14 protein-coding genes, 3 tRNA genes and 1 pseudogene are annotated in these 21,421 nt (G+C 64.0%); 5 read left to right on the top strand and 13 right to left on the bottom strand.

Annotated features, from left to right (window positions below; translation table 11 throughout):
* Positions 1-511: 511 nt before the first annotated feature.
* Positions 512-1,348: a RusA family crossover junction endodeoxyribonuclease gene (locus AC3QL3_RS13385; protein WP_492894377.1), complete on the top strand. Its 837-nt coding sequence runs from the start codon at positions 512-514 to the stop codon at positions 1,346-1,348.
* A 229-nt stretch (positions 1,349-1,577) separates the two neighbouring features.
* Positions 1,578-1,925 (top strand): annotated as a pseudogene (locus AC3QL3_RS13380) (integrase core domain-containing protein); the annotation flags it as partial.
* Between the two features lie 82 nt (positions 1,926-2,007).
* Here AC3QL3_RS13380 and AC3QL3_RS13375 read toward each other — a convergent pair.
* Both AC3QL3_RS13375 and AC3QL3_RS13370 read right to left on the bottom strand, forming a co-directional pair.
* On the bottom strand, positions 2,008-3,594 hold the full coding sequence (locus tag AC3QL3_RS13375) for an HNH endonuclease (protein ID WP_492894375.1): 1,587 nt from the start codon (positions 3,592-3,594) through the stop codon (positions 2,008-2,010).
* Positions 3,595-3,734: 140 nt separating this feature from the next.
* Positions 3,735-4,022, bottom strand: coding sequence for a hypothetical protein (locus AC3QL3_RS13370; RefSeq protein WP_492894373.1), 288 nt, complete (start codon positions 4,020-4,022; stop codon positions 3,735-3,737).
* Positions 4,023-4,430: 408 nt separating this feature from the next.
* On the opposite strand from AC3QL3_RS13370, the gene AC3QL3_RS13365 reads away from it, so the two are divergent.
* Positions 4,431-4,892, top strand: coding sequence for a DUF2924 domain-containing protein (locus AC3QL3_RS13365; protein ID WP_492894371.1), 462 nt, complete (start codon positions 4,431-4,433; stop codon positions 4,890-4,892).
* Entirely contained in the window at positions 4,889-6,559 is a 1,671-nt protein-coding gene (locus AC3QL3_RS13360) for a recombinase family protein (RefSeq protein ID WP_492894369.1), read from the top strand. Before AC3QL3_RS13365 ends, AC3QL3_RS13360 begins: the two co-directional genes overlap by 4 nt.
* Before the next feature lie 258 nt (positions 6,560-6,817).
* Here the strand turns inward: AC3QL3_RS13360 and AC3QL3_RS13355 are convergent.
* The 5 genes from AC3QL3_RS13355 to AC3QL3_RS13335 form a co-directional block, all read right to left on the bottom strand.
* Positions 6,818-6,894 (bottom strand) — tRNA-Asp (locus AC3QL3_RS13355).
* Between the two features lie 112 nt (positions 6,895-7,006).
* Positions 7,007-7,082 (bottom strand) — tRNA-Glu (locus AC3QL3_RS13350).
* 42 nt (positions 7,083-7,124) lie between these two features.
* Positions 7,125-7,200 (bottom strand) — tRNA-Ala (locus AC3QL3_RS13345).
* Between the two features lie 43 nt (positions 7,201-7,243).
* Positions 7,244-8,200: a hypothetical protein gene (locus tag AC3QL3_RS13340; RefSeq protein WP_492894367.1), complete on the bottom strand. Its 957-nt coding sequence runs from the start codon at positions 8,198-8,200 to the stop codon at positions 7,244-7,246.
* A gap of 100 nt (positions 8,201-8,300) precedes the next feature.
* Complete coding sequence (locus AC3QL3_RS13335) at positions 8,301-10,091, bottom strand: ABCB family ABC transporter ATP-binding protein/permease (protein ID WP_492894365.1); 1,791 nt, start codon at positions 10,089-10,091, stop codon at positions 8,301-8,303.
* Positions 10,092-10,199: 108 nt separating this feature from the next.
* Here AC3QL3_RS13335 and AC3QL3_RS13330 point away from each other — a divergent pair, with 108 nt between their 5' ends.
* Positions 10,200-10,676 carry a DUF4399 domain-containing protein gene (locus AC3QL3_RS13330; protein ID WP_492894363.1) on the top strand — a complete coding sequence of 159 codons (477 nt, stop codon included), beginning with the start codon at positions 10,200-10,202 and terminating at the stop codon, positions 10,674-10,676.
* Positions 10,677-11,000: 324 nt separating this feature from the next.
* Here the strand turns inward: AC3QL3_RS13330 and AC3QL3_RS13325 are convergent, their stop codons facing one another.
* The 6 genes from AC3QL3_RS13325 to AC3QL3_RS13300 all read right to left on the bottom strand — a co-directional run bounded on the left by AC3QL3_RS13325 (position 11,001) and on the right by AC3QL3_RS13300 (position 21,309).
* Positions 11,001-12,797 carry a DUF885 domain-containing protein gene (locus tag AC3QL3_RS13325; protein WP_492894361.1) on the bottom strand — a complete coding sequence of 599 codons (1,797 nt, stop codon included), beginning with the start codon at positions 12,795-12,797 and terminating at the stop codon, positions 11,001-11,003.
* A 91-nt stretch (positions 12,798-12,888) separates the two neighbouring features.
* Positions 12,889-14,934: a bifunctional 2',3'-cyclic-nucleotide 2'-phosphodiesterase/3'-nucleotidase gene (locus AC3QL3_RS13320; RefSeq protein ID WP_492894359.1), complete on the bottom strand. Its 2,046-nt coding sequence runs from the start codon at positions 14,932-14,934 to the stop codon at positions 12,889-12,891.
* Between the two features lie 157 nt (positions 14,935-15,091).
* Entirely contained in the window at positions 15,092-17,584 is a 2,493-nt protein-coding gene (locus tag AC3QL3_RS13315; protein ID WP_492894357.1) for a TonB-dependent receptor, read from the bottom strand.
* 24 nt (positions 17,585-17,608) lie between these two features.
* Positions 17,609-18,763 (bottom strand): SO2930 family diheme c-type cytochrome, encoded by a 1,155-nt coding sequence (locus AC3QL3_RS13310; RefSeq protein WP_492894355.1) that lies wholly within the window; start codon positions 18,761-18,763, stop codon positions 17,609-17,611.
* Positions 18,764-18,873: 110 nt separating this feature from the next.
* Entirely contained in the window at positions 18,874-20,109 is a 1,236-nt protein-coding gene (locus AC3QL3_RS13305) for a parallel beta-helix domain-containing protein (RefSeq protein WP_492894353.1), read from the bottom strand.
* 126 nt (positions 20,110-20,235) lie between these two features.
* Positions 20,236-21,309: an AraC family transcriptional regulator gene (locus AC3QL3_RS13300; RefSeq protein WP_492894350.1), complete on the bottom strand. Its 1,074-nt coding sequence runs from the start codon at positions 21,307-21,309 to the stop codon at positions 20,236-20,238.
* Positions 21,310-21,421: the final 112 nt, after the last annotated feature.

Here is a 21,421-nt window from a genome sequence, read left to right as displayed (position 1 = left end):
CTCCAATTGGAGCACGATTTCGACCTTTGTCACTTTCATATGGCGTAGCCGTTGCGCGGCAGAGGAAGGCTTGCGGCAGACCGCCATCGATCAAGGCCTTTGGGGCTGCTTCGGCCGAAGACGAGGCGTCATCGTTGCGACGCGATCGGGAGCGCCCGCGCCGGAAAATGGGGCATTGGGCAATTGTAGATCTGGACGGCAGTCAAGGCCGTTGGTCTTCCGTGCGCCGCGGGCTAGATGTTCGCCGAGGGGGGATTATGATGACGTGCTCGATCGGGTTCGTGGGTTGATCGAGCGGTTGTCGCACGGCCAGATATGTGACGACTGCATCAGTGAGCGGCTCGGACTGTCGGTGCGGTAACACGCCAATCGCAAGACACGGGAGCTAGCCGGCTCAGGTGGATTCGAGCGGCAGAAAGACGTCTGCTCGAACTGTGGTGGCGACAAGCTTGTTATCCGGAAGCGCTGACAGCGCGGCCGTCCGCGTGACCTAGATGACGGAGGATTGCCAGTGGTTGACGAAATGTCGTTCGATGAGCAACTGCGGCTGGAGCGACTAGGGGCCGACGCCGGGGTCAACCCGATGTTCGGCGAGTGGCAGCAACGGTTTGATTTCGCGCCGGTGCCGTACGGCAACAGCGCTGCCAAGCGCGGTGAATTCCGCTCGGCGATCCAGGCGGAGCTGAAGAACCGTTGGCTTTACTCCAATGAAATCCACCTTGAAATCACGCTGCACGTCGACGTGCAGACCGTGCTCGAAACCGACGAGGCCGCCGATCTAGACAATTATGCCAAGTCGATCCTGGACGGTATCAAGGGTCCCAACGGGATCATGATCGACGATACGCAGGTCCAGGCGCTGACGATCAGCTGGATCGACGCATATGGCCCGCCGGCCTTCACGATCGCGGCGAAAGGGTCGCCCGACGACTTTGTGCTGAAGCCTCAGGAATTCTACGAGATGCCGGACGGCCTCTGGTATCCGCATGGCCGTTATCTCTGGAGCCAAGGCGGCAGCGAGGCCTGCGATGACTTCAATCATTTCACAGGTCTGTCGATCATGGAGCTAATGAGCTCGACCAAGCGGCGCGCGCGGGCCGAGATGCGCAAGGGCGGCGCCGATCGCCTCCGCGCCTATCAGAAGGCCATGTATCTCTCGAACAGTGCGCGCGGCTTCCACCGCAGCCGGATCGAGGACGGGTTTCCGATGCATGGCAGGCGGGAATGGCAGGCAGAGCGCGCGCGCTGGGCCGAGGCCGATCCGGAGCGCTCTGTCATACTCGAGGAGTCGCTGCGCGGCATTCGGGAAGGCAATGATAAGCTGATCGCGATGATGGCGAAGCTGTAGGCAGGCTGGAATGGTCGCAGTCTCTTGCGGGATCAACTGTCTCGCCGGCCTGCCACATCGGCGATCGTTGCGGAGCAAGCGCGGAAAAATAACCATCTTCGGTCAAGACGAACTCGTGATGAAGTGGTCAACTCGGGTGGCAGGGAGTAATGGCCGCGCCCGAGGCACCGGAGTATTGTCTTGATCGCGCTAAGCGTCAACGGAACGCCTCGGCATATCGATGTCGAAGCCGCAGCGTGTGCAGGTCGACAATGGGCCGGAGTTCATTAGTGTCGCACTCGATCGCTGGGCCTATGATCATGGCGTCACGCTCAACTTCTCGCGTTCAGGCAAGCCCACGGACAACGCGTTCATCGAATCCTTCAACGGATCACTGCGCGATGAATGTCTCAACGCGCACTGGTTTCTATCGCTGGACGATGCGCGCGAGAAGATCGAAACGTGGAGGAAGGACTACAATCACTTTCGCCCGCATTCGTCCATCGGCGATGTCACGCCTGCTGCCTTCGCCAAGGCGTTTCGGACAACCCAAAAATCGCCGAAATCTCCAACTACGGGTGGCACCAAGACTGGGTAGGGGGAAGTGCTCAGGTAGAAGGGAGATGACCAGCGTTAGCCACGGGGATGCGGATCAGCTGGGAGAGATGGACAAACTAAACTTAGTCTTTTTTTTGCTTCTTGAATATCTTTTCTCGATGGAAAGCGAGGTAGCGGCGCTGATCCGGATGGAACGCGCCGAAGGAACGTGGTCGATCCAAGTCAATCCCGAGCGCCATGAGTACGCCTGGCGGCATGTCTTTGGAAACGAGGAGCTGGCCGTTGTCTAGGAACGAGATCCATCCTCGATCGAACAATAGGTCCAGATGCGGTGCCAGAAGGAGGCCATTCTTACCGTCGACCTTTTCGTCATGCGTGCACTGGCTCCACGGCTTGATATGACTCGCTCTCAGGAACCGAAGGTCACGGATGCCTGTGACGCGGCATCCGTCCTCAATACGAGCCAGTCGATCGCGGAACAGTCGTTGCTTGGTCCGAATTTCGACGGTCGCCTGCGTTGATGTCGAATCTACTGGTTCGTAGGGGCCGTCCGAGGCATTGGTGTCGTAGAACGGATCAGCAGAGGTTGATCGAAGCCGGAAGACAATGACAGTGCGAGGACTACCATGTGTATCAAGGACGTCCCCTTTTTCATACCAACTGTCGAGCACGAAGCGACCCATATAGCGATATGGCTGGCTTTTTCCTAACGCACGAAAAAGAAGAAGCGCACTCCCGTTCTTTAGATGATCTCGAATAGCTAAGTTGCCTCCTTGGAAACGCATGGGGCCAGTCTGGCCCTCACCGACGTAGTGGAAGACACCGTCCTTGTCGTCGAACTCGTCGTCGTAACCGTGACCAAGTCCGCTTTCGCCAGTGAAGAGAATGACAACGGGCGCCCTCTTGGGAGTGGATATCCCGCCCTGTGCCTGTCCATCGAAGCGGCTGTGGATGTCATCCTTTCGATGATATAGAGCGCCGGGATGAAATCCAAAATTCCCATCCTCTCCAGGGTCAATAATTTCATTGCGAAAGCAGATGCCGCACAGCCGGGCGCTTGTTGCCGGCTTCTTTGATCGCAGCCACTGCCGTGCCTCAGCGAGGCTTTTGGCGCCAATCTTATAATAGTCGCCTTGCGTGACCTTGTTAGCCGCCGTTGTCTCAGCGGTTCTCTTCAGAACATCGCAGCTCGCTTTGTGGAGTACGGAGTTGGTCTGGCTGAAGCTATGATCCGTGTTCAAGACAAATCGGTCAGGATGCTTCACACACCATTCGTTGTACTGTCGATCCAACGTGAAGAACGTCAGGTCTTGGGATGGAGAGCGCATCGAACGTCGCTCAAGTCGCCAAAATGTTCGCTCTCGTTGATGCGCCGGACGTCTAATACGATCGCATACACGCTGAAATTCAAGTTCGAGTACTGCATCAGACTCATTCTTGAGGTGAGTCAGCTCATCAATCTTCGGGGTCGTATCGCGGCCGTCCTTGTCCTCACTAGCATGGTGCTTGGCGAAGGTGTTGTGACGATAGCCTGCGAAGCGGCTCGGGCAGAACTCCCAGCGACCACGAACCTTCATCGCGACAAGATTCCGCCCCGCCGGAAGAAGGTCTCGATAGAAGGCCCGTTCTTCCTCAACAATCGAATCGCGATAGGAGCGAAACGTCTCGACATTTTCGTAGAGTTCATCAAGGCTGGTTATGAGCTTCATAGGGTGTCCTCATGAGTATGTCGACACTCGGCCTTTGTTCGGCTTGGACGCGACTGTAGTCGTCGATCACGTTGTGCAGGTGATCAGATGTTGACGCCCATGGCGCAGTATCCAAGCGTAGTATGAACAGGATGCGCCGATCACAGCTCACGATGCCCGATGCTTGGTGGCAGGTCACTGTCGGAGTTCATGCGCTCCGTCTGCAAGGCGATGCACGCGCTGACGAGGATTCGTCGAAGTACTTCGCCCTCGAATTTCGTGCCAACGACCGTCTCCTGTGGAGCGTGGATCTTCAAGGTGACGATGTTCGGGCCGCACGAGAACGTGCTTGCCAAGAAATGCGCGTCCAAGCCACGCAGTTCGGCATCATAGATTTCGGCGGCCTGGTCCGCGCACTCGCGACGGGTCTTCGATGGAGCGTTGACCAAGCCAGGGCGCTGGCTCTCGTATTCGTTTTTCCCAGCCCGTATGCGTCGGAACGCATGACGGACGTAGGCCGTCCTCGCCGCACCGAAGGATCTGTTTCAATCCTCATCGCTCTATGCCGACGCCCACAGGATGCATCCGGCGCTAGTAGTGTTGGTGAGCAGCAGTCCGCTCGAAACGATCATATGCCTGGTCATGGACGCAGCATCGTCGTCGAAACAGCTGCGCTAGGTTCGGAGCATTCAGGCTACGGTATTGACCCTGGAGTGACGGTCGCACGTCAGTTTCAACGTTTTCTGGTTGCGTAAAGGCGACGAGGGCGTTCCGAGGTTGTTGCATGGCAACATACCCGATTCGCTTTTATCGGTCAGCCGAGCGTCAATGGCCACGGTTTGAACCGGAGTTCTCTCATGGCCCGTTTACGCTATTCGTTGACGACCCTTGCCGACATCGATCTCGGCGCACTGATGTCGTTGTGGCTGAAAACCTTCTGCGTCTCGCCGCCGCCAGGCGCCAAGCGCGAGTTACTGGTCCGGTTGCTCACGTATGGCTTGCAAGTTCGGATGCGCGGCGACCTCCCGCGGGTATCTCAGAGGACATTGCTGGCGGCGATCGGAACGGATGGTAGGAATTCGGAGGCTATGTCTGCGCAATCATCGCCAACGCTGCGTCTCGGCGCGCGCTTGGTTCGCAGTTGGAACGGCATTACGCACGAAGTCACAGTGCTCGAGCGTGGCTTTGCTTATCGCGGCAAATCATATCGGAGTCTCAGCGAGGTCGCTGAAGCGATCACCGGTGCGCACTGGTCAGGTCCGCGGTTCTTCGGGCTGAAGAAATCGCGATCGAAGCCGGCCGGGAGGGCTTCCGCATGAGCCGCCCACTTCGCTGCGCCATCTATACCCGCAAGTCCTCAGAGGAGGGGCTCGACCAGGACTTCAATTCGCTCGACGCGCAACGCGAAGCGTGCGCGGCTTACATCCAGAGCCAGCGCCACGAAGGCTGGAAGATGGTTCCAACCCGATACGACGACGGTGGCTTTTCGGGCGGTACGTTAGATCGACCCGCGTTGACCCAGCTCCTCGCCGATCTGGAGGTCGGCAAGATCGACCTGATCGTCGTCTATAAGGTCGATCGCCTGACGCGCTCCCTGAGCGACTTCGCGAAGCTGGTCGAGCGTCTCGACGCGCGCGGCGCTTCGTTCGTTTCGGTCACGCAGTCGTTCAATACGACGACCTCGATGGGCCGCTTGACCTTGAACGTGCTGCTGTCCTTCGCCCAGTTCGAGCGCGAGGTCACGGGCGAGCGCATTCGCGACAAGATCGCAGCCTCGAAGAAGAAGGGCATGTGGATGGGCGGCTACGTGCCGATCGGCTATGACTCCATCGATCGTCGGCTGATCATCAACGAAGGGGAGGCCAAGCGCGTTCATCGCGTCTTCGAGCTCTATCGGGATCTCGGCAATGTCGAGAAGATCAAGGCGACGCTCGCCGCCGAAGGCATCACGAGCAAGTCGCGCACACGCCGAAACGGTGACGAGACGGGCGGCTGCGCGTTCTCGAACGGCGCGCTGTTTGCGATCCTCGGCAATCGCATCTACCGCGGCGAGATCAGCCATAAGGGACAGGTTCACGTCGGACAGCACGAGGCGATCATCGACGAAGCTCTTTGGAACGCCGTCCAGGCGACACGTGATCGAACGCGCCAACGCTCTGCCGGCGAACGCGCGAAGCCGACGAACCCCCTGCGCAGCCTGCTCACCGACGACCTCGGACGACGCTACGAACCGGTTCATACGACGAAGGGCGGTCGTCGCTATCGGTACTACGTCTCCCGCAAGGAGGACGACCAAGGCCACGATCGCAAGCAAGGCCGTATACCGGCCGAAGCACTGGAGCGGCAGGTCGCCGACCGGTTGGCGTCCTACTTCGAGAGCCCCAATGAGATTCTGGACACGCTGACGACCACCGACGACACGACGACCCATCGAGAACATCTCCTGGCGAGCTCCCGGCGGCTTGCGGCCGGCTGTGATAGCGACCGGGCCGATTGGAGCCTCTATCGCGCCGTCCTCACTCGTGTTGTGGTCCGACCGGATGCGATCGAATTGACGTTGGACCGGCAGGTCGTCCGACAAGCATTGGACATGCCGCCAGACGAAGGAGCGACGACGTTCACGCTCCAGATCCGAGCTCGCCTGTACCGAACCGGCCACGATCTGAGGCTGGTTGTCGCCAACGACCCGAGCGGCAATGAGGCCGGCGTCGTCGACAAGACGCTAATCAAGCTGATCGCCCGAGGGCGACGTTGGTACGAGCAGATCACGAGGGGGCAGCGATCGTCCTTGCGCGAGATCGCCCAAGTCGAGAATCTCGATGAACGCTACGTCTCCCGCATCCTCTACGCTTCGCTGCTTGCGCCCGACATCGTCGAAAAGGTTATCCAGGGTCGGCAGCCGGTCGGGTTCACCGTGAAATCGCTGAAGCGGCTCCCGCCACTGGATTGGGACGAGCAGCGTCGTCTCTACGATATGCCGCGCTGAGCGAAGCCTGCTTCTTTGGTCGAGTTTCGCGCGTCTGCGCCGCAACAAGTAGCGGCCACCCGGCACTAACCCACGCCGCTTTGCAGAGGGAAGGAAAGGGAACCGGACTCGCAAAATCGGCCGCGAGAGACAGCGGGCCAATTTCAGAGAATGGCGGCGGGAAAGGCCGGAAAGAGTCAGGTCGCAATCGCGGAAATCGCCGGATGTCGGGCATAAAAAAGCCGGTTTGGAGATTTAGCCTCCAAACCGGCGCATGTGTGGCGGAGCGGACGGGACTCGAACCCGCGACCTCCGGCGTGACAGGCCAGCATTCTAACCAGCTGAACTACCGCTCCGCGTCATTCACATCCGTTCGGCGCATCCAGCGCTTCACGGGGTCGGCGAGTGTAGTGCACTGCGCCGTACAAACCAAGCGGATCATCCTGATCCGTTTCGCCCTTCACCTAATGGCGTCCCCAAGGGGATTCGAACCCCTGTTACTGCCGTGAAAGGGCGGTGTCCTAGGCCTCTAGACGATGGGGACGCTTAGGAAAACCGTACTGCAAAAAACACGAAAACCGAAACTTGGTGGAGCCAGCCGGGATCGAACCGGCGACCTCTACAATGCCATTGTAGCGCTCTCCCAGCTGAGCTATGGCCCCGGGAAAGACGCGGGAGAATAGTGACAGGACGCCCGCTCGTCAACTAACTCGCCGAAGTTTTTCGCATGCGCGCGAACAGGCCGCGCTGCGCCGACTCGGCGGCCGGCGCCGCGGCGGTGACTTCGACGTAGCCGACCGCATGATAGGCGTTGATGAAGTCGGCGACATCGCCCTGAGTGGCGCTGCTGTGGCCGGCGATCTCTTCCAGGGTGGCGGCCTCGCGCAGCATCGCGGTGGCGATGCGGAAGTGTTTGGGAAACTCGCGCTCGCTTTGCGGCCAGGCGGAAAGCCGGTAGCGCGCGGCCGGATCGAGGCGGGCATCGAGCCGGCCGCCGCCGCGCAGCAGGTGCGCCAGCCAGAGCAGGCGAGGGTACGGTTGCGCGGGCAGATTCGCCGCAGCAGTCTCGAATTCGCCGGGTGTCAGCGGCTGGATCTCGCTCGCGGCGATACTGCGCGTGCACCAGCCGGCCAGCGATTTCAAGCCGCCCTCGGCGTACCAGGAGCGCGTGGACGGGTCGAGCAACAAGGCCGGAAGTCCTGCGGCGGCGAGTCGGATCGGCGTGACCGCCGCGGCAGCGCCTTCGAGCAGATCGAGCAGCGAATTGGAGACGGGCGGCACTGCCACTTCGACGACGGGTGCTGCTTCGGCAGGGCGCGGAATTTCCGCAACGGGCGCGTTCGCGCTCAACTGCGTACCGATCTCGTTGAGCAGCGCGACGAAATCCGCCGCCAGCACCGGCTTGGGCAGGCGCAGTTCGTGTTTGTGCGCGTCGGGCTGCGCGGTGCAGGCGGCGACCAGGCGGCCGTTCGCTTTTTCGCGCAGCCAATCCATGTGACCGTAGACCGATTCAGTGTCGATCAGGAGCAGCTCGGCGGCCGCGCGTTCGGCCATGCGCCAGCGGCTGCGCAGGCGCGGTTCCTCCAGCAGCGCGCCGACGCGGGCGCGCAGCGGTTCGTCTGCGCCGACCAGGCAGAGCGTGTGCGTCGTGGTCTTGATCATGCCGCTTCCGTCGAATGTGACGGTGGTGCGGCAGCAAGGAACATGCCGGGCCGGAAACGAGGATGCGCAGCTTCGGCGCCGCGCAAGCTGACGCCGGTTGTCAGACTTGGACAGCCGCTTCGGACGTCGCCGCGATCTGTTCGCGTTGTTGCAAATTCCACAAATGCGCGTAGCGGCCGCGTTCGGCCAAAAGCTCTTCGTGGGTGCCGCGCTCGACCACGCGGCCGTGTTCGAGCACCAGGATCTGGTCGGCGTGCACGATGGTCGACAGGCGGTGCGCGATGATCAGGGTGGTGCGGTGCTCGGCGATTTCGGCCAGTTCGTGCTGAATGATCTTCTCGGTGCGCGTGTCGAGCGCGCTGGTCGCTTCGTCGAACACCAAGAAGGCCGGGTTCTTCAGCAGGGTGCGCGCGATCGCGACGCGTTGCTTCTCGCCGCCCGAGAGTTTCAGCCCGCGCTCGCCGACCGTCGTCTCATAGCCCTGCGGCAGCGACTCGATGAACGCGTGCACGTGCGCCGCCTTCGCCGCGGCGAAGATTTCCTCGCGGCTCGCGTCCGGCCGGCCGTAGGCGATGTTGTAGTAGATCGTGTCGTTGAACAGCACGGTGTCCTGCGGCACGATGCCGATCGCCGCGCGCAGGCTGTCTTGCCGCACGGCGCGGATGTCTTGTCCGTCGATGGTGATGCGGCCGCTGCCGACGTCGTAGAAGCGGAACAAGAGCCGCGCCAGCGTCGACTTGCCGGCGCCGGTGGTGCCGACCACGGCCAGCGTATGTCCGGCCGGAATGTGGAAGTCGACGCCGCGTAGGATTTGCCGCGCCGGATCGTAGGCGAAGTCGACCTGCTCGAAGCGTACTTCGCCGCCGCGGACGGCGAGCGGCGGCGCGTCCGGCGCGTCCTCGATCTCGCGCTGTTCGGCGAGCAGGGCGAGCATGCGCTCGATGTTGATCAGCGACTGCTTGACCTGGCGATAGACCATGCCGAGATAGTTCAGCGGCACCGACAACTGCAGCAGGAATGCATTGACCAGCACGAAGTCGCCGAGCGTCATGGTGCCGGCGGCGACGCCGGCGGCCGCGCGCCAGAGCAGCAGGGTCAGTCCCAGCGCGACGATGCCGGCCTGGCCGACGTTGAGCACGGCCAGCGTCTTCAGGCTGCGGACGGTGGCTTCTTCGAGCTTGATCAGGCTGGCGTCGTAGCGCGCGAATTCGTGGCGTTCGTTGCCGAAGTATTTGACCGTCTCGTAGTTGAGCAGCGAATCGACCGCGCGCTCGTTCGCCTCGGTGTCGGCGCTGTTCGCCGCGCGATACCAGCGCATGCGCCATTCGGTGACGGCGAAGGTGAAGCCGATGTAGGTGACCAGGGTCGCCAGCGTGATCGCAGCGAAGCTCCAGTCGAAATGCGCGATCAGGATCGCGCTGACCAGGGCGATTTCGAGCAGGGTCGGCAGGATCGTGTAGATGGTCCAGTCGAGCAGGTCCGAGGTCGCCGTCATGCCGCGTTCGACGTCGCGCGCGACACCGCCGGTGCGGCGGTCGAGATGAAAGCGCAGGGACAACGCGTGCAGATGCTCGAACACGCGCAGCGTGATGTTGCGCGAGGTACGCGCCAGCACGCGTGCGAACACGATCTGGCGCAGTTCCTGGAACAGTGAGGTCGACAGCCGCAGCGCGCCGTAGGCGAGCAGCAAGCCGAGCGGAATCAGCAGCGGCGAGGGCTTGAGGTCGAGACTGTCGATCAAGTCTTTCAAGACCAGCGGCACGCCGACGTTGGCGAGCTTGGCGGCGACCAGCAGCACCAGCGCGATGCCGACGCGCCGCCGATAGCGCCACACCTCGGGCCAGAGGCGGCGCAGCACGGACAGGGTGGTGGCGGGGGGCGTTGGGTTCATGGACGAATCGATGCTCCGCCGACAGATGTGGCCGCTGCCGCAATTAACAATCCGCACAGGGGCGGCGGCGCTATGATGCCGCCTCTTTCATCGAACGGAGAAACGATCATGCGCTCGATTTCGTTGATGGCCGCGGCCTTGCTGCTCGGCAGCGGTTTTGCGACGGCCGCGCAGGACGCCGGACATCCGGCTTCGCACGCCGCGCCCGCCGCTGCTACCGGCATCGTGCGTGAGAAGGCGCCGAAGGGCGCGAAGGTGTTCTTCATCGAGCCGAAAGACGGCGCCACGGTCGGCCGCGAGCTTACCGTCAAGTTCGGCGTCAAGGGCATCGAGATCAAGCCGGCTGGCGACACCACGCCCGACACCGGCCATCACCATCTCCTGATCGACGCCAAGGAACTGCCGCCGCTGGACATGCCGATCCCCAACGACGCCACCCACAAGCATTACGGCAAGGGCCAGACCGAAGACACCATCACGCTGGAGCCGGGCACGCACACCTTGCAGCTCGATTTCGGCGACACCCGCCACGTGCAGTTCGATCCGCCGATCGTGTCGAAGAAGATCACGGTTCACGTGAAGTAAGTACGGCGCCTACGCGCTCCGATCGGCGTACCGCCTCCAGCCGTTCTCCCTCTCCCGCCTGCGGGAGAGGGTTGGGGTGAGGGCAGACGGGGTGATCTACTCCGAGCAAGCAACCATCCATCGTGCGCTCTCCCATCCCTCGTGTCGTCTGAGGACGATACTCGACCGTGTCTCAGCCCTCGGCCGCTTGTGGCGGCCTCGGCCCTCGCACGCGCCTTCAGCGCGACTGCGCTATCCCTGATCCGTTCCGCATCCTGCGCTGACCTTCAGCCGCCGGAAGCAGCTGTGACCTCTTCCGCGAGCGGAAGAGGTCACAGCTGACGATCAATCGATCGCTTCATCCAACATCAGCGCACGCGCATAGCGCACCGGCGGCGAGCCGAACGACAGCACCGTGTCGCTGTAGCGGCGCAGCGCAAAACCGTCGCCCCAGCGCTGTTTGGTCTCGCCGTACAGGTCCAGATGCTCCTGCCAGCCGACGAAGTAGGTCGGCAGCTGGGTCGAGGTCAGGCGCGCGCGCGTCCACTTGCCAGCCGCCTCGCGTTCTTCCTGGAAGGTCTGCACCGTCATCAGCTTCATCGCTTGTTCGCGCGTCATGCCATCGACGTGGATGGCCTGGTCGAGCAGCGCGTTGGCGACCGCGCGCAGATCCCATTTGAGGTGCACCAGGCGGTACAGCGGATCGTTGTCGAGATAGCCCTCGTCGGCCATCACCTTCTCGGTGAATACCGCCCAGCCTTCGATGAACGGACCGGACGAGAGCACCGCACGCAGCACCGACGGATACTTGTTGGAATGCCACAGCTGCAGGTAGTGGCCCGGCATCGCTTCGTGGATGGTCAGTTCCTCGATCGAACGCGTGTTGTATTCGCGCAGGAAGGAGTCGACCTGTTTCTTGGTCCAGTCGCTCGGGATCGGCGACACCGCGTAGAACGTGTCGAGACCCTTGTCGAGCGGACCGGGCGAATCGCAGTAAGCGAGCGCGACACCGCGCTGGAATTCCGGCATCGGGATGATTTTCAGCGGCGCGTCCGGCAGGCCGACGATGTCCTTGCTGCGCACGAAATCGGTAGCGCGCTTGAGCGCCGCTTCGGCCGTCGCGATGACTTCGTCGCGCTTGGGCCGTTCGGCGTAGGCGAGTTCGAGCGCCGCCTGGATCGCTTTCTGCTGCTGCGCGGGAGTCGGCTTTTCCGGCAACGGCGGCGCTTTGCGCTTGCCGGCAAGCACCTTGCGTGCGATGCCGTACATCTCCTCGCGCGTGCTCTGCAGCGCGGCTTCGGCGCGGCTGCGGATGTCGGCGCGCGTCAGCGGCGAGTTCAAGGCGAACGCGAGCTTGGCGTCGTAGCGTTCGGCGCCGAGGCGGAAGTCGCCCTTGGCCTTGGGCACCAGCTGACGATCGAGCCAGGTCTGGTTCTGCGCGACGGCCTTGCGCAGACCGGCGATCGCTGCCTCGAGCCGCTTGCGGTCGGCCTCGGGCAGTTCTTTCGCATGCGGCGCGATCTGGCTGTCGACCAGGCTGAGCACGCCCTTGTTCTGCTTCGCCACCGTCTCGGCGTGGATCTTCGGCACACGCGCCGGATCGAGGTTCGTGCGCATCTGCTCGAACAGCGCCGGCAGTTTTTCCATGCGCGCGGTGGCTGCGCGCAGGCGATCGGGCAGCGGCGCGAACTCGCGTGCGGTCAGGCTGTACAGCGCGCCGCCGGCGAGCTGGCTGTAGATCATCGGGTCCCACGCCCAACTCTGCAGCGTCTCGGTGCTCCAGATGTCCGAACGCAACTGGTTGCGCAGAATGCTGTAGTCGACCTGATTCGCGCGCGAGAGCGTGCTGCGGTCGATCTGTTCGAGTTCGCTCAGCATGCTGCGCGAGAATTCGAGGCCGCGCTGGCGACCGGCCGCACTGAGATCGTCCAACTCGGCGTCGTAGCGATGCTCGCCGGTTTGCGTCGCTGCGACCGGGGAGAGGCTGAAGTAGCCGTCGAGCCAGCGCTGCGAGAGGTCGGCGAAGCGGGTATTGGCAGCGGCCGCAGCCACCTCGGCCGCGCTCGGCTTCTTCGGCGGTGGAGTGGCGCTGCAGGCGGCGAGCAGAACGCAAACAGGTAATAGGCGCAGCAAACGGTACATCGGCGAGCTCCCCTTCGGCGCGGCTGGAACGGCCGCGCGCGGACTTTATCCCAGCGTTCGTGAAACGTGCATGGTGTGCATCACGGATGGCTCAGCGCGGCGCGGCGAGGTCGATGGCGTAGGTCGCCTTGCCGTCGCCGTTGTCCTTGAGCTGGCGCAGGCCGCGGAGTCCGGCCGCCTTGGCCTGATCCAGCTTGCCGACCGCCGACGCGAACACGACCGGTCCTTTGGTCTTCACCGGCGCGAAACGCCAGCTGCGATCGGAGCCGTCCTGTTTGCGCGTGAGGTGCTTGCGCTGCTTCACCCATTCGATCAGCACGTCGCGGTTCGCGTCCGGCGCCGACAGCACGATGTTGTTGCCGTCGAGTCCGGGGAAATGGCCGCCGCCGCTGGCGCGGTAGTTGTTGGTCACGATCAGGAACGGCTGCGCATCGTCGATCGGTTTGCCGCGATGGCGCAGGTTGCGGATGCGCGAGCCTTCGGGCTGGGTCACGTCGATCTCGTAGCGCAGCTCGCCCTGCAGCACGTCGAAGTTGTAGCCGACGTACTTGCGGTTGACCAGCTCCTGCGGCTCGGTCTGGTTCGGATCGATGCGATTGAAGCGGCCGGCCGAGTGCTCGAGCCAGGCTTTGACGCCTTTGCCGTCGGTCTTCACTGCGGTCAGCGTGTTCGGGTACAGGTACAAGTCGGCCGCGTTGCGGATCGCCAGCGGGCCGGCCGGAATGTCGGTGTAGTCGGCCGCGCCGCCGAAGCCGCCCTTGAACGGCGCCGCCGCCGATAACACCGGCACGTCCGCGTACTGCGGCAGGTTCTTGGCGACATAGCGTTCGACGTACTCGCGCTGCGCGCTGTTGACCGGTTGCAGCGCGCTGACGTCACCGACGTCGGCGAAGTAGCTGGTCATCGCGAAGTCGCTGTCACCAATCGGCGTGGAGACGTAGCGGATCGTCGCCTGATGCACGTCCTCGACCAGCGCGGCGATTTCGTGATCGGGCTCGACGAAGCGGCCGTCGGCTTGCTTGATGCTGCGCACTTCAGAATGTGTCGCCGCCGGATCGATCTGCCAGCGACCGTCTTTGCGCACCAGGGCCAGCTCGATCACACCCAAGCCCTTGCCCCAGAAGCTGCCCATCACCGCCGGCTTGCCGTGCACGAAGCCGCGCTGGTTGTCGACCTCGGGCATGTTGGCGAAGCGCGATTTCGCATTGCCGGGATCGGGGAACGCCGCGTGCGAATGGCCGAGCAGCAGCGCGTCGATGCCGGGTTCTTGCGCGAGGTACCAGTTCGCATTCTCCATCTGGTCGCTGTAGGGCGAGGCGTCGAGCCCGCCGTGCGAGATCGCGACGACGAGATCGGCGTTCTGTTCGCGCAGCTTGGGCAAGTATTCGCGCGCCGCTTCGACCAGGCCCTTGGTGGTGAGCTTGCCTTCGAGGTTGCGCTTGTCCCATTGCAGGATCGGCGGCGGCGTGAAGCCGAGCAGGCCGACGCGCAGATCGTCCTCGCCGGCGCGGCCGTCGGCGCTGCGGTATTTCAGTTTGGCGTTGACCCAGCCGTACGGCGCGTAGATCGGCTGACCGTCGCGGGCGCTGAACACGTTCGACAGCACGAGCGGGTAATTGGGGCCTTTGCAGCGCTGCGGCGAGACGCCGTCGACGTTCATCGGATTCTTGGTGACTTGCGCAAGGAACGGCAAGCCGTAGTTGAACTCGTGATTGCCGACGGTGCCGCCGTCGTAGCCGAGCGCGTCCATCGCGCGGTACATGGCGAGTTCTTCGTCGCAGCCGATCGGCTTGACCAGCGCCTGATAGTCGGCCAGCGCGGTGCCCTGGATCGTGTCGCCGGCGTCGAACAGCAACGAGTTTTCGTACTGCGCGCGCGCCTGCTTGATCAGCGTCGCCAGACGTTCGAAACCGAGCGAGGGATCGTCGGCGAGCTGGTAGTAGTCGTAGCTGCGGACGTTGGAGTGGAGGTCGGTCGATTCGAGCAAGGCCAGCGTCGCGCGCGCGCCTTCGGGCACGGCGGCTTTCGCCGCCGCGGCGGTCTTAGGCGTCGGCGGCGCCGATGCGCAGGCACTCAACGCGGCGGCAAGCAACAGACTCAGCGGCGCGAGGCGGTCGCGCGAAGGGAATCGGATCATGGCGGGCTCGGAGCAGGGCGGTCGAGCGGCTATTTTGCCTGATGCCGTATGACGATCGCGTTCGAGCGGATTTCCCGGATGAAGCGCCGATCCCAAGCATGCCTGCCGTTCTCCCTCTCTCGCTTGCGGGAGAGGGAGAACGCATGTGGCCGGTTCCTCAGAACCGCACCGCCGCTTCCACGCCCCACAACCGCGGCGGCGTGATGTTGGCGCTGGTGGTGCCCAGCACCGAAGTGCTGATGTTGTTGAGACCGGTGACGTAGCGTTTGTCGAACACGTTGTTGACGAACACCGCGAAGCTCCACGGCAAGTTCGGCGACGACCAGCCGACGCGGAAATCCGCGCGCGTCTGACGATCGCCGGTCTTGAACGGCAGGCCGCGGATGCAGGTGCCTTGCAGGGCCGAGTCGGCGTTGCAGCGCTGCTTGCCGGTGAAGGCGCCTTGCAAGGTGAAATCGAGATCGCCGTGGAACACCTGGTGCACGATGTAGTCGAGGCCGAGCGTGCCCGACCACAGCGGCAGGCCGGTGGCCTCGCCGGACAAGTCGCGCCCCTCCGAAGTGAGGTACTTCTTGTAGGTCTGGTTGATGTAGGCCGCGGCCGCGGTCACGCGCAGGCTCTCTGTCGCCTGCCAGCGCGCCTCGAATTCCAGACCTTTCGCTTCCTGGTCGCTCGGAATGATCTGGTACTGCGGCAAGTCCTCGCCGCTGCCGCCGCCGTTGGAGACCAAGGTCAGGTTCGGCAGATTGGAATACTTGTAGTAGTACACCGACGCGTTGAGCAGCAGCTTGTAGTCGGGGAACCAGCTCTTGATGCCGGCTTCGTAGTTGCGCACCGTCTGCGGGCGGTACACCGAAGCGACTTCGAGCGCGTTGAAGCCGCCGGATTGATAGCCCTTGGTGGCCGAGGCGTACAGCATGATGTCCGGCGTCAGCTTGTAGTCGAGCACCACGCGCGGGCTGGTGTCGTTCCAGCTGCGGTTGAGCTTGACCGGATGATTCAAGGTCGAGGGCGTGACGAAATAGATGTTCTGCTGGAAGGTTTCGATCGGCACGCCGAGCGCGTCGAGCAGTCCGAGCGCCTGCAGGCTGAGCAAGGTCCGATCCAGCTCGTTGGCGATGCGCGGCGGCGTGTACCAGCTGAAATCGCGTTCGTCGCGCGTGAAGCGCGCGCCGGTGGTCAGATTGAGGCGGTCGGTGATGTGCCAGATCACGTCGCCGTAGATCGCCGCGGCCGTGGCCACGCCGCGGTTGTTCATGTTCTCCTGCCACGGATCGCCGAGCAGCGAGTACTGGAAGCCGGCGGCTTGCAGGCCTTGCGTCAGTGGGCCGTACAAGCCGCCCGGCGCGGCGCCGATGTTGTTGAGCAGGGTGTCGATGCTGTTGGTGAACAGGTTGATCTGGCTGGTCTGACGGCCGTCGTCCTTGTACCAGCTGACGCCGCCGACCCAATCGGCCAGATCGGTCTTGCCGGCCAGCTTGAACTCCTGCGACCAGCTCTTGTGGCGCTCGATGTTGACGTCGTCGAGGTAGAGATAGAGGCGGTTGGTGCCGTCCTGATCGGCGCGGTTGTAGGTGTGAAAGCGCTGGAACGAAGTCAGCGAGGTGAAGTCGCCGAACGAGAACGGATGCTCGACGCGCAACACGAACGAGTCGAACGTGCGCGACTCGCGATTGTCGTTCACGTCGTTCAATACCGGCGCCTTGCGCGGATCGAGGTAGGTGGTGACATCGGGCACGATCGGCGGCAGCTCGGGATAGTCGGGCAGACGCGTTACGCCGATGGCCGGGCGCGAGGGCTGCTTGAGGCGTTCGTGCTCCCACGCCAGATTGACCACGGTGTCGCCCGGCCCGTTCCACTGCAGTTGCGTGCGCAGGCCCCAGTCGTTGTCTTTCTTGTAGTTGCGGCCGTTGACCGCGTCGCGCAGCCAGCCGTCGCTCTGGTTGTCGACGAAGCTCACGCGCATGGCGATGTCCTGACTGATCGGCAGGTTCAACACGCCGTCGAGATAGCGCTGACCGTGATTGCCCAGGCGCGTGCGCGCCTGCGCTTCGAATTCCGAGCCTGGCGCAACGGTCGCGATCGAGATCGCGCCGGCCGCGCTGTTGCGGCCGAACAGCGTGCCTTGCGGTCCCTTCAGCACTTCGACGCGCTCGATGTCGTTGAACATCATCAGCGCGCCGCCGGTCTTGCCCATGTAGACGCCGTTGGCGTAGATGCCGACCGGCGAATCGGTGCCGATGCCGAAGTCCGAGGCGCCGATGCCGCGCAGGTTGAAGTTCGGCTGCGTCGGCTGTTCGCCGCTGACCGAGAGGCCGGGGATGTACATGTCCATCTTGGCCAGATCGGTAGCGGCGAGTTTGTCGATCTGCGCGGCCGTGACCACCTGCATCGCGATCGGCACTTCCTGCACCTGCTGCGTGCGGCTCTGCGCGGTGACGGTGATGTTGCCGAGCTGCTGTGCGGCGTCGGTCGCCGCAGACGGCGCCGGCGCCGCAGGCGGGGCCTGCTCCTGTGCAGCGGATGCGGCGTCATCGGCAGCGGGCGCGTCCGCTGCCAACGCCGCGCCGCTCGCGCTCAGCGCCGCCGCGCCGGCGAGCAAGGCCACACGCACATGCCTCGCCAAAGGCTTGATCTGGATGTTCTTCACGGCAACCTCCCCTCAGGTGGTTTCTCAAGCATCGCAATTGCCGGGCATCGCGGCGATCCATTCGCGGATCAGCTCGACCCCTTCGCGGTGCGTCGTATTGCGACCCATCTCCGGCATCATCACGCCGGGTTCGTTCGACAGCATGCGATAGACCAGGATCGATTCGTCCGGCTTGCCCGGCACGATGTCGAGCAGGCGATCGCCGGTGCCGCGCCCGGCCGCAACCGGCGGCTTGCAGCGGCCGAGGCGGCGCAGGTCGGTTGCCGCGCTGCGCAGGTCGAGCGCAGTTGTATTGGCCGGGCCGGTCGGGCTGTGGCACTGGCTGCAATTGACGTCGAGATAGGCGCGAGCACGCGCTTCGAGCGGCTCCCGGGTATCGCGCCAGTCCGCATCGCGCGGCAGTTCCGCCGCCGGCAGTCCGCTCAAGTAACCCTTCTCGCTCCAGTAGGCGAGCTGGTTCTTGCTGCCGTCGGCGTAGGCGTAGTCGCGATTGAGATGGCGCGCGCGCGGCCCGAGCGGTTCGATCCGTTTCGCCTTCACGTTCGTCACGTGGCAACCGGCGCACTGGTTCTCGTTCGGCACGACGTAGGTGAAGGCTTCGCGCGCGGCTTGCGCGTCGACCAGCTCGAGCGCGATCGCATCGCCCGTGCGTGCGAGTTCGGCTTCGGTCTGCGCGGCGTTCCAGACGTAGGGAATCGCTTCCCAACCCTGTTCGCGGCGAACCAAGAGGCGTGTTTCGATCAGCCGCACTTGAGACAGATCGAGCGCCGCACCGGTCGCGGCGGCAGCGAAGTCGTGCGAGCTGTCGTAATTGCGTGCGACCGCCTTGCTGCCGTGCGGCTCGTTCGCGACCACGGGGTAGTAGAAGGTCTTGCTCAGCACGGTGCCGACCGGAAAATCGAACGGACCCTCGGCGTCGTACTTCGCCGAGCTGCCCTTGGGCATCCACACCGTGCGGAACTTGTGCGCGTAGTCGCTGAACAGCGGCGTGTTCAGATCGTAGGGCAGCACGTCCGCATTCGTTTCGAGGCGGCCGCCGCGCGCTTCGACCAGATGCCAGTCGCTGAGCTTGGCCGGGCGGCCTTCGGCGAAGAAGTGCACCGCTTGCGGCGCCGGCGTGCAGCCGGCGAGCAGCGCCAGCGCCACCACGAAGCCCCCGGCGAGACGGCGAGTCTGCACGCCGAAGCCGATGCGTGCGCCGGTCGCGAGCGCCGAGGAGCCGGCGGATTCCCGCCGGCGCGGGAATGACGATTGCTCAGAGGCCCGCTGCGGGCCCTTCACGCGCCTCATCAAGCCTTGCCCTTCAGCTCGACTGGCGCCAAGCGCGGCAACTCGCAGTTGAACTCTTCCTTGCCGACTTTGGGTTTGTCGAAGCCGTTCGGACCGTCGACGTTGAGCACTTCGGACGCGCCGTTCTGCACGCAGATGCGTTGCGCGGGCGCGTATTGGCCGTCGGTCATCGCCTTGGTGTCGACGTAACCGTCCCACAAGACGTCGGGGAAGTGCCCGTTGAGGCCGAACATCGACACCTTGAGCGCTTTCCAGTCGAGGCCGTCGGGCGAGTCGCCGCCGCCGGAGAAGCGGTTGCCGTAGATGTAGATCGATTTCGGGTACGGGTCGTAGCCTTCGGTCGGCTTCTTGTCGGCGAAGTTGCTGATGAAATAGCTGGCGATGATCGTGTTGGCGGTGCGGTTGTCGGCGATGTCGTTGTCGAAGATCTCGACCTTCGGGTTGGACATGATCAAGACGCCGGTGCCGGCCGGTACGCTCGCCACCGCGGTGCCTTTGGCGGCGAAGTTGCCGAGGTTGTTGGCGACGACCTTGTTCTTGTACACGCGCGTGTGCTCGCCGTGCAGGGTCAGATCGGGCATGTTGAACACCAGGATGCCGCCGGTGTTGTTGGTCGCGGTGTTCTCGTAGACGTCGGCGCGCACCGAGTTCTCGATCTCGATGCCGGCGACGTTCTTTTCGGCGCGGTTGCGGCGCACGATGATGTCCTGCGACTGGCCGACGTAGATGCCGGCGTCGCGTGCGGCGAAGGACGAGGAATCCTCGATCAGCACGTTCTTGCACTTGACCGGATAGATGCCGTAGGCGCCGTTGTCCTTGGAGGGGCCTGCGGTCCACTCCACGCGCACGTCGCGAATGGTGATGTTCTCGCCGTCGTTGATCTTGAGCCCGTCGCCCTTGCTGTCCTCGATCGCGAGGCGCTCGATGGTGAAGTCGCTGGCGTAGACCAGGATGCCTTCCGGTCCCGACACCTGATTCTTGAACGACAGCACGGTCTTGTCCGAGCCGGCGCCGCGGACGGTGACGCCGTTCGCGCGCAAGGTCAGCACGCGCTGCAGCGAATGCTTGCCGGCCGGAATCTCGATCACGCTGCCGGGCTTGGCGTCGAGGAACTGTTCCTGCAGCTTCTTCTCGAACGCCGCCTCGGCGTCGCTCAAGGGTTGCGGCGGCCCCGAACCCTGGCCGCAACCGGCGGCGAGAGCACACAAGGCGAGAGTGGCGGCGAGCTTGCGCATGATCGAAACCCCTTCGGCAGGCGACGCGGCAATGTGCGCCGAACGAACGTTTGAGGGTAGGGGCCGGCGGGCCAACTTGGGGGGCAAAGCGGCCATTCTCGTCTGGCCGCTGGCGCCACCGGCGCCCTACTCCACCGCGACCCCGCCATGCCGCAGCGCGGTCGGCGGCGCGCCGGTCCAGCGTTTGAACGCGCGCCGGAATTCGCGCGCATCGGAATAGCCGACCTCGCTGCCGATCGCGGCGATGCTGAGCGCACCGGCGCTGAGCAGTTCGAGCGCGCGCTCGGCGCGCAGCTGGTCGTGGATGTCGCGATAGACGCGGCCGGCGGTGGCCAGATGCCGGCGCAGAGTGCGCTCGGACAGGTTCAGGTTCTGCGCGATCTCGCCCAGGGTCGGATGCTCGGCCAGGCGCCGGCGCAGGATGCGCTCGACCGAGGCGATGATCTCGCTCTGGCGCTTGATCTGCGCGGCCTGCTCGCGGCAGATCGCCAGCGCTTGTTGTGCCGACACCGGATGGTGCGTGGGCAGGCGCTGCTCGAGCCAATGCGCCGCGACCACCACGCGATTGCGACTGGCGCCGAAGCGCACGTCGCAGCCGAACAGCTTGCGGTAGCGCGCCGCGTGCGGCGGCGTCGGGTAGGTGAGTTCGAGCCGCTCCGGCTTGAACGCGGCACCGACCAGGTTGCGCGCGAGGTTGAGCGTGCTGGCGAACAGCTCCTCGCACAGGAACACCAAAATCTCTTCGTCGGCGAAGCGCGGGCGCGCCACCAGCGCGACCTCGCGCGCGTCGGCGCGATTCGATCCGCTGTATTCCAGTTCGACGTCCATCAGCGCGCCGGTGATGTCGGCGTACTCGACCCCGATCGCGACCGCCTCGCCGAAGGTGCGCGCGGTCATCATCGCCAGCCCCATGATGCCGAAGGTGCCGCTGGACTGGTGCGTGCCGACTTCGAGGCCGAAGTCGCTGCGCGGAATCGCCCGCATGGCGCGCTTGATGATGACGCTGGCCTGGCGATAGGAGACGCGCACCGAGGCATCGTCGATCTGCGCACGCGTGATGCCGAGGCCGGCCAGCCAGGGTTCGACCGCGACCTCTTCGGCATCGGCGAGCTGGGCCAAGACGGCGAGGATCGTGGTCGGAATCACCGCCGCCGTATAGCGCGTATCCAGTGGCGCGTTGCGGGCCGATGTTCTGGGCACCGAAGTCCTCGGCGAGGCGGGCTGGCGTCCGGCGGCGGAGCGGGAGCGGGCTGGCATCATGCGCGCGATGCTAGCGGTGCGGTCGCAGCAAGTCGCGACGCAGCGCGCAAAA

Source organism: Dokdonella sp. GW821-FHT11D02, assembly GCF_058808595.1.
This window is presented reverse-complemented; position numbering and strand designations above follow the sequence as displayed.

Bases quoted from the DNA above. Each gene is read 5' to 3' on its own strand.
- AC3QL3_RS13375 (WP_492894375.1), bottom strand. From the start codon at position 3,594: ATGAAGCTCATAACCAGCCTTGATGAACTCTACGAAAATGTCGAGACG.
- AC3QL3_RS13365 (WP_492894371.1), top strand. From the start codon at position 4,431: ATGGCCCGTTTACGCTATTCGTTGACGACCCTTGCCGACATCGATCTC.
- AC3QL3_RS13360 (WP_492894369.1), top strand. From the start codon at position 4,889: ATGAGCCGCCCACTTCGCTGCGCCATCTATACCCGCAAGTCCTCAGAG.
- AC3QL3_RS13340 (WP_492894367.1), bottom strand. From the start codon at position 8,200: ATGATCAAGACCACGACGCACACGCTCTGCCTGGTCGGCGCAGACGAA.
- AC3QL3_RS13335 (WP_492894365.1), bottom strand. From the start codon at position 10,091: ATGAACCCAACGCCCCCCGCCACCACCCTGTCCGTGCTGCGCCGCCTC.
- AC3QL3_RS13330 (WP_492894363.1), top strand. From the start codon at position 10,200: ATGCGCTCGATTTCGTTGATGGCCGCGGCCTTGCTGCTCGGCAGCGGT.
- AC3QL3_RS13325 (WP_492894361.1), bottom strand. From the start codon at position 12,797: ATGTACCGTTTGCTGCGCCTATTACCTGTTTGCGTTCTGCTCGCCGCC.
- AC3QL3_RS13320 (WP_492894359.1), bottom strand. From the start codon at position 14,934: ATGATCCGATTCCCTTCGCGCGACCGCCTCGCGCCGCTGAGTCTGTTG.
- AC3QL3_RS13305 (WP_492894353.1), bottom strand. From the start codon at position 20,109: ATGCGCAAGCTCGCCGCCACTCTCGCCTTGTGTGCTCTCGCCGCCGGT.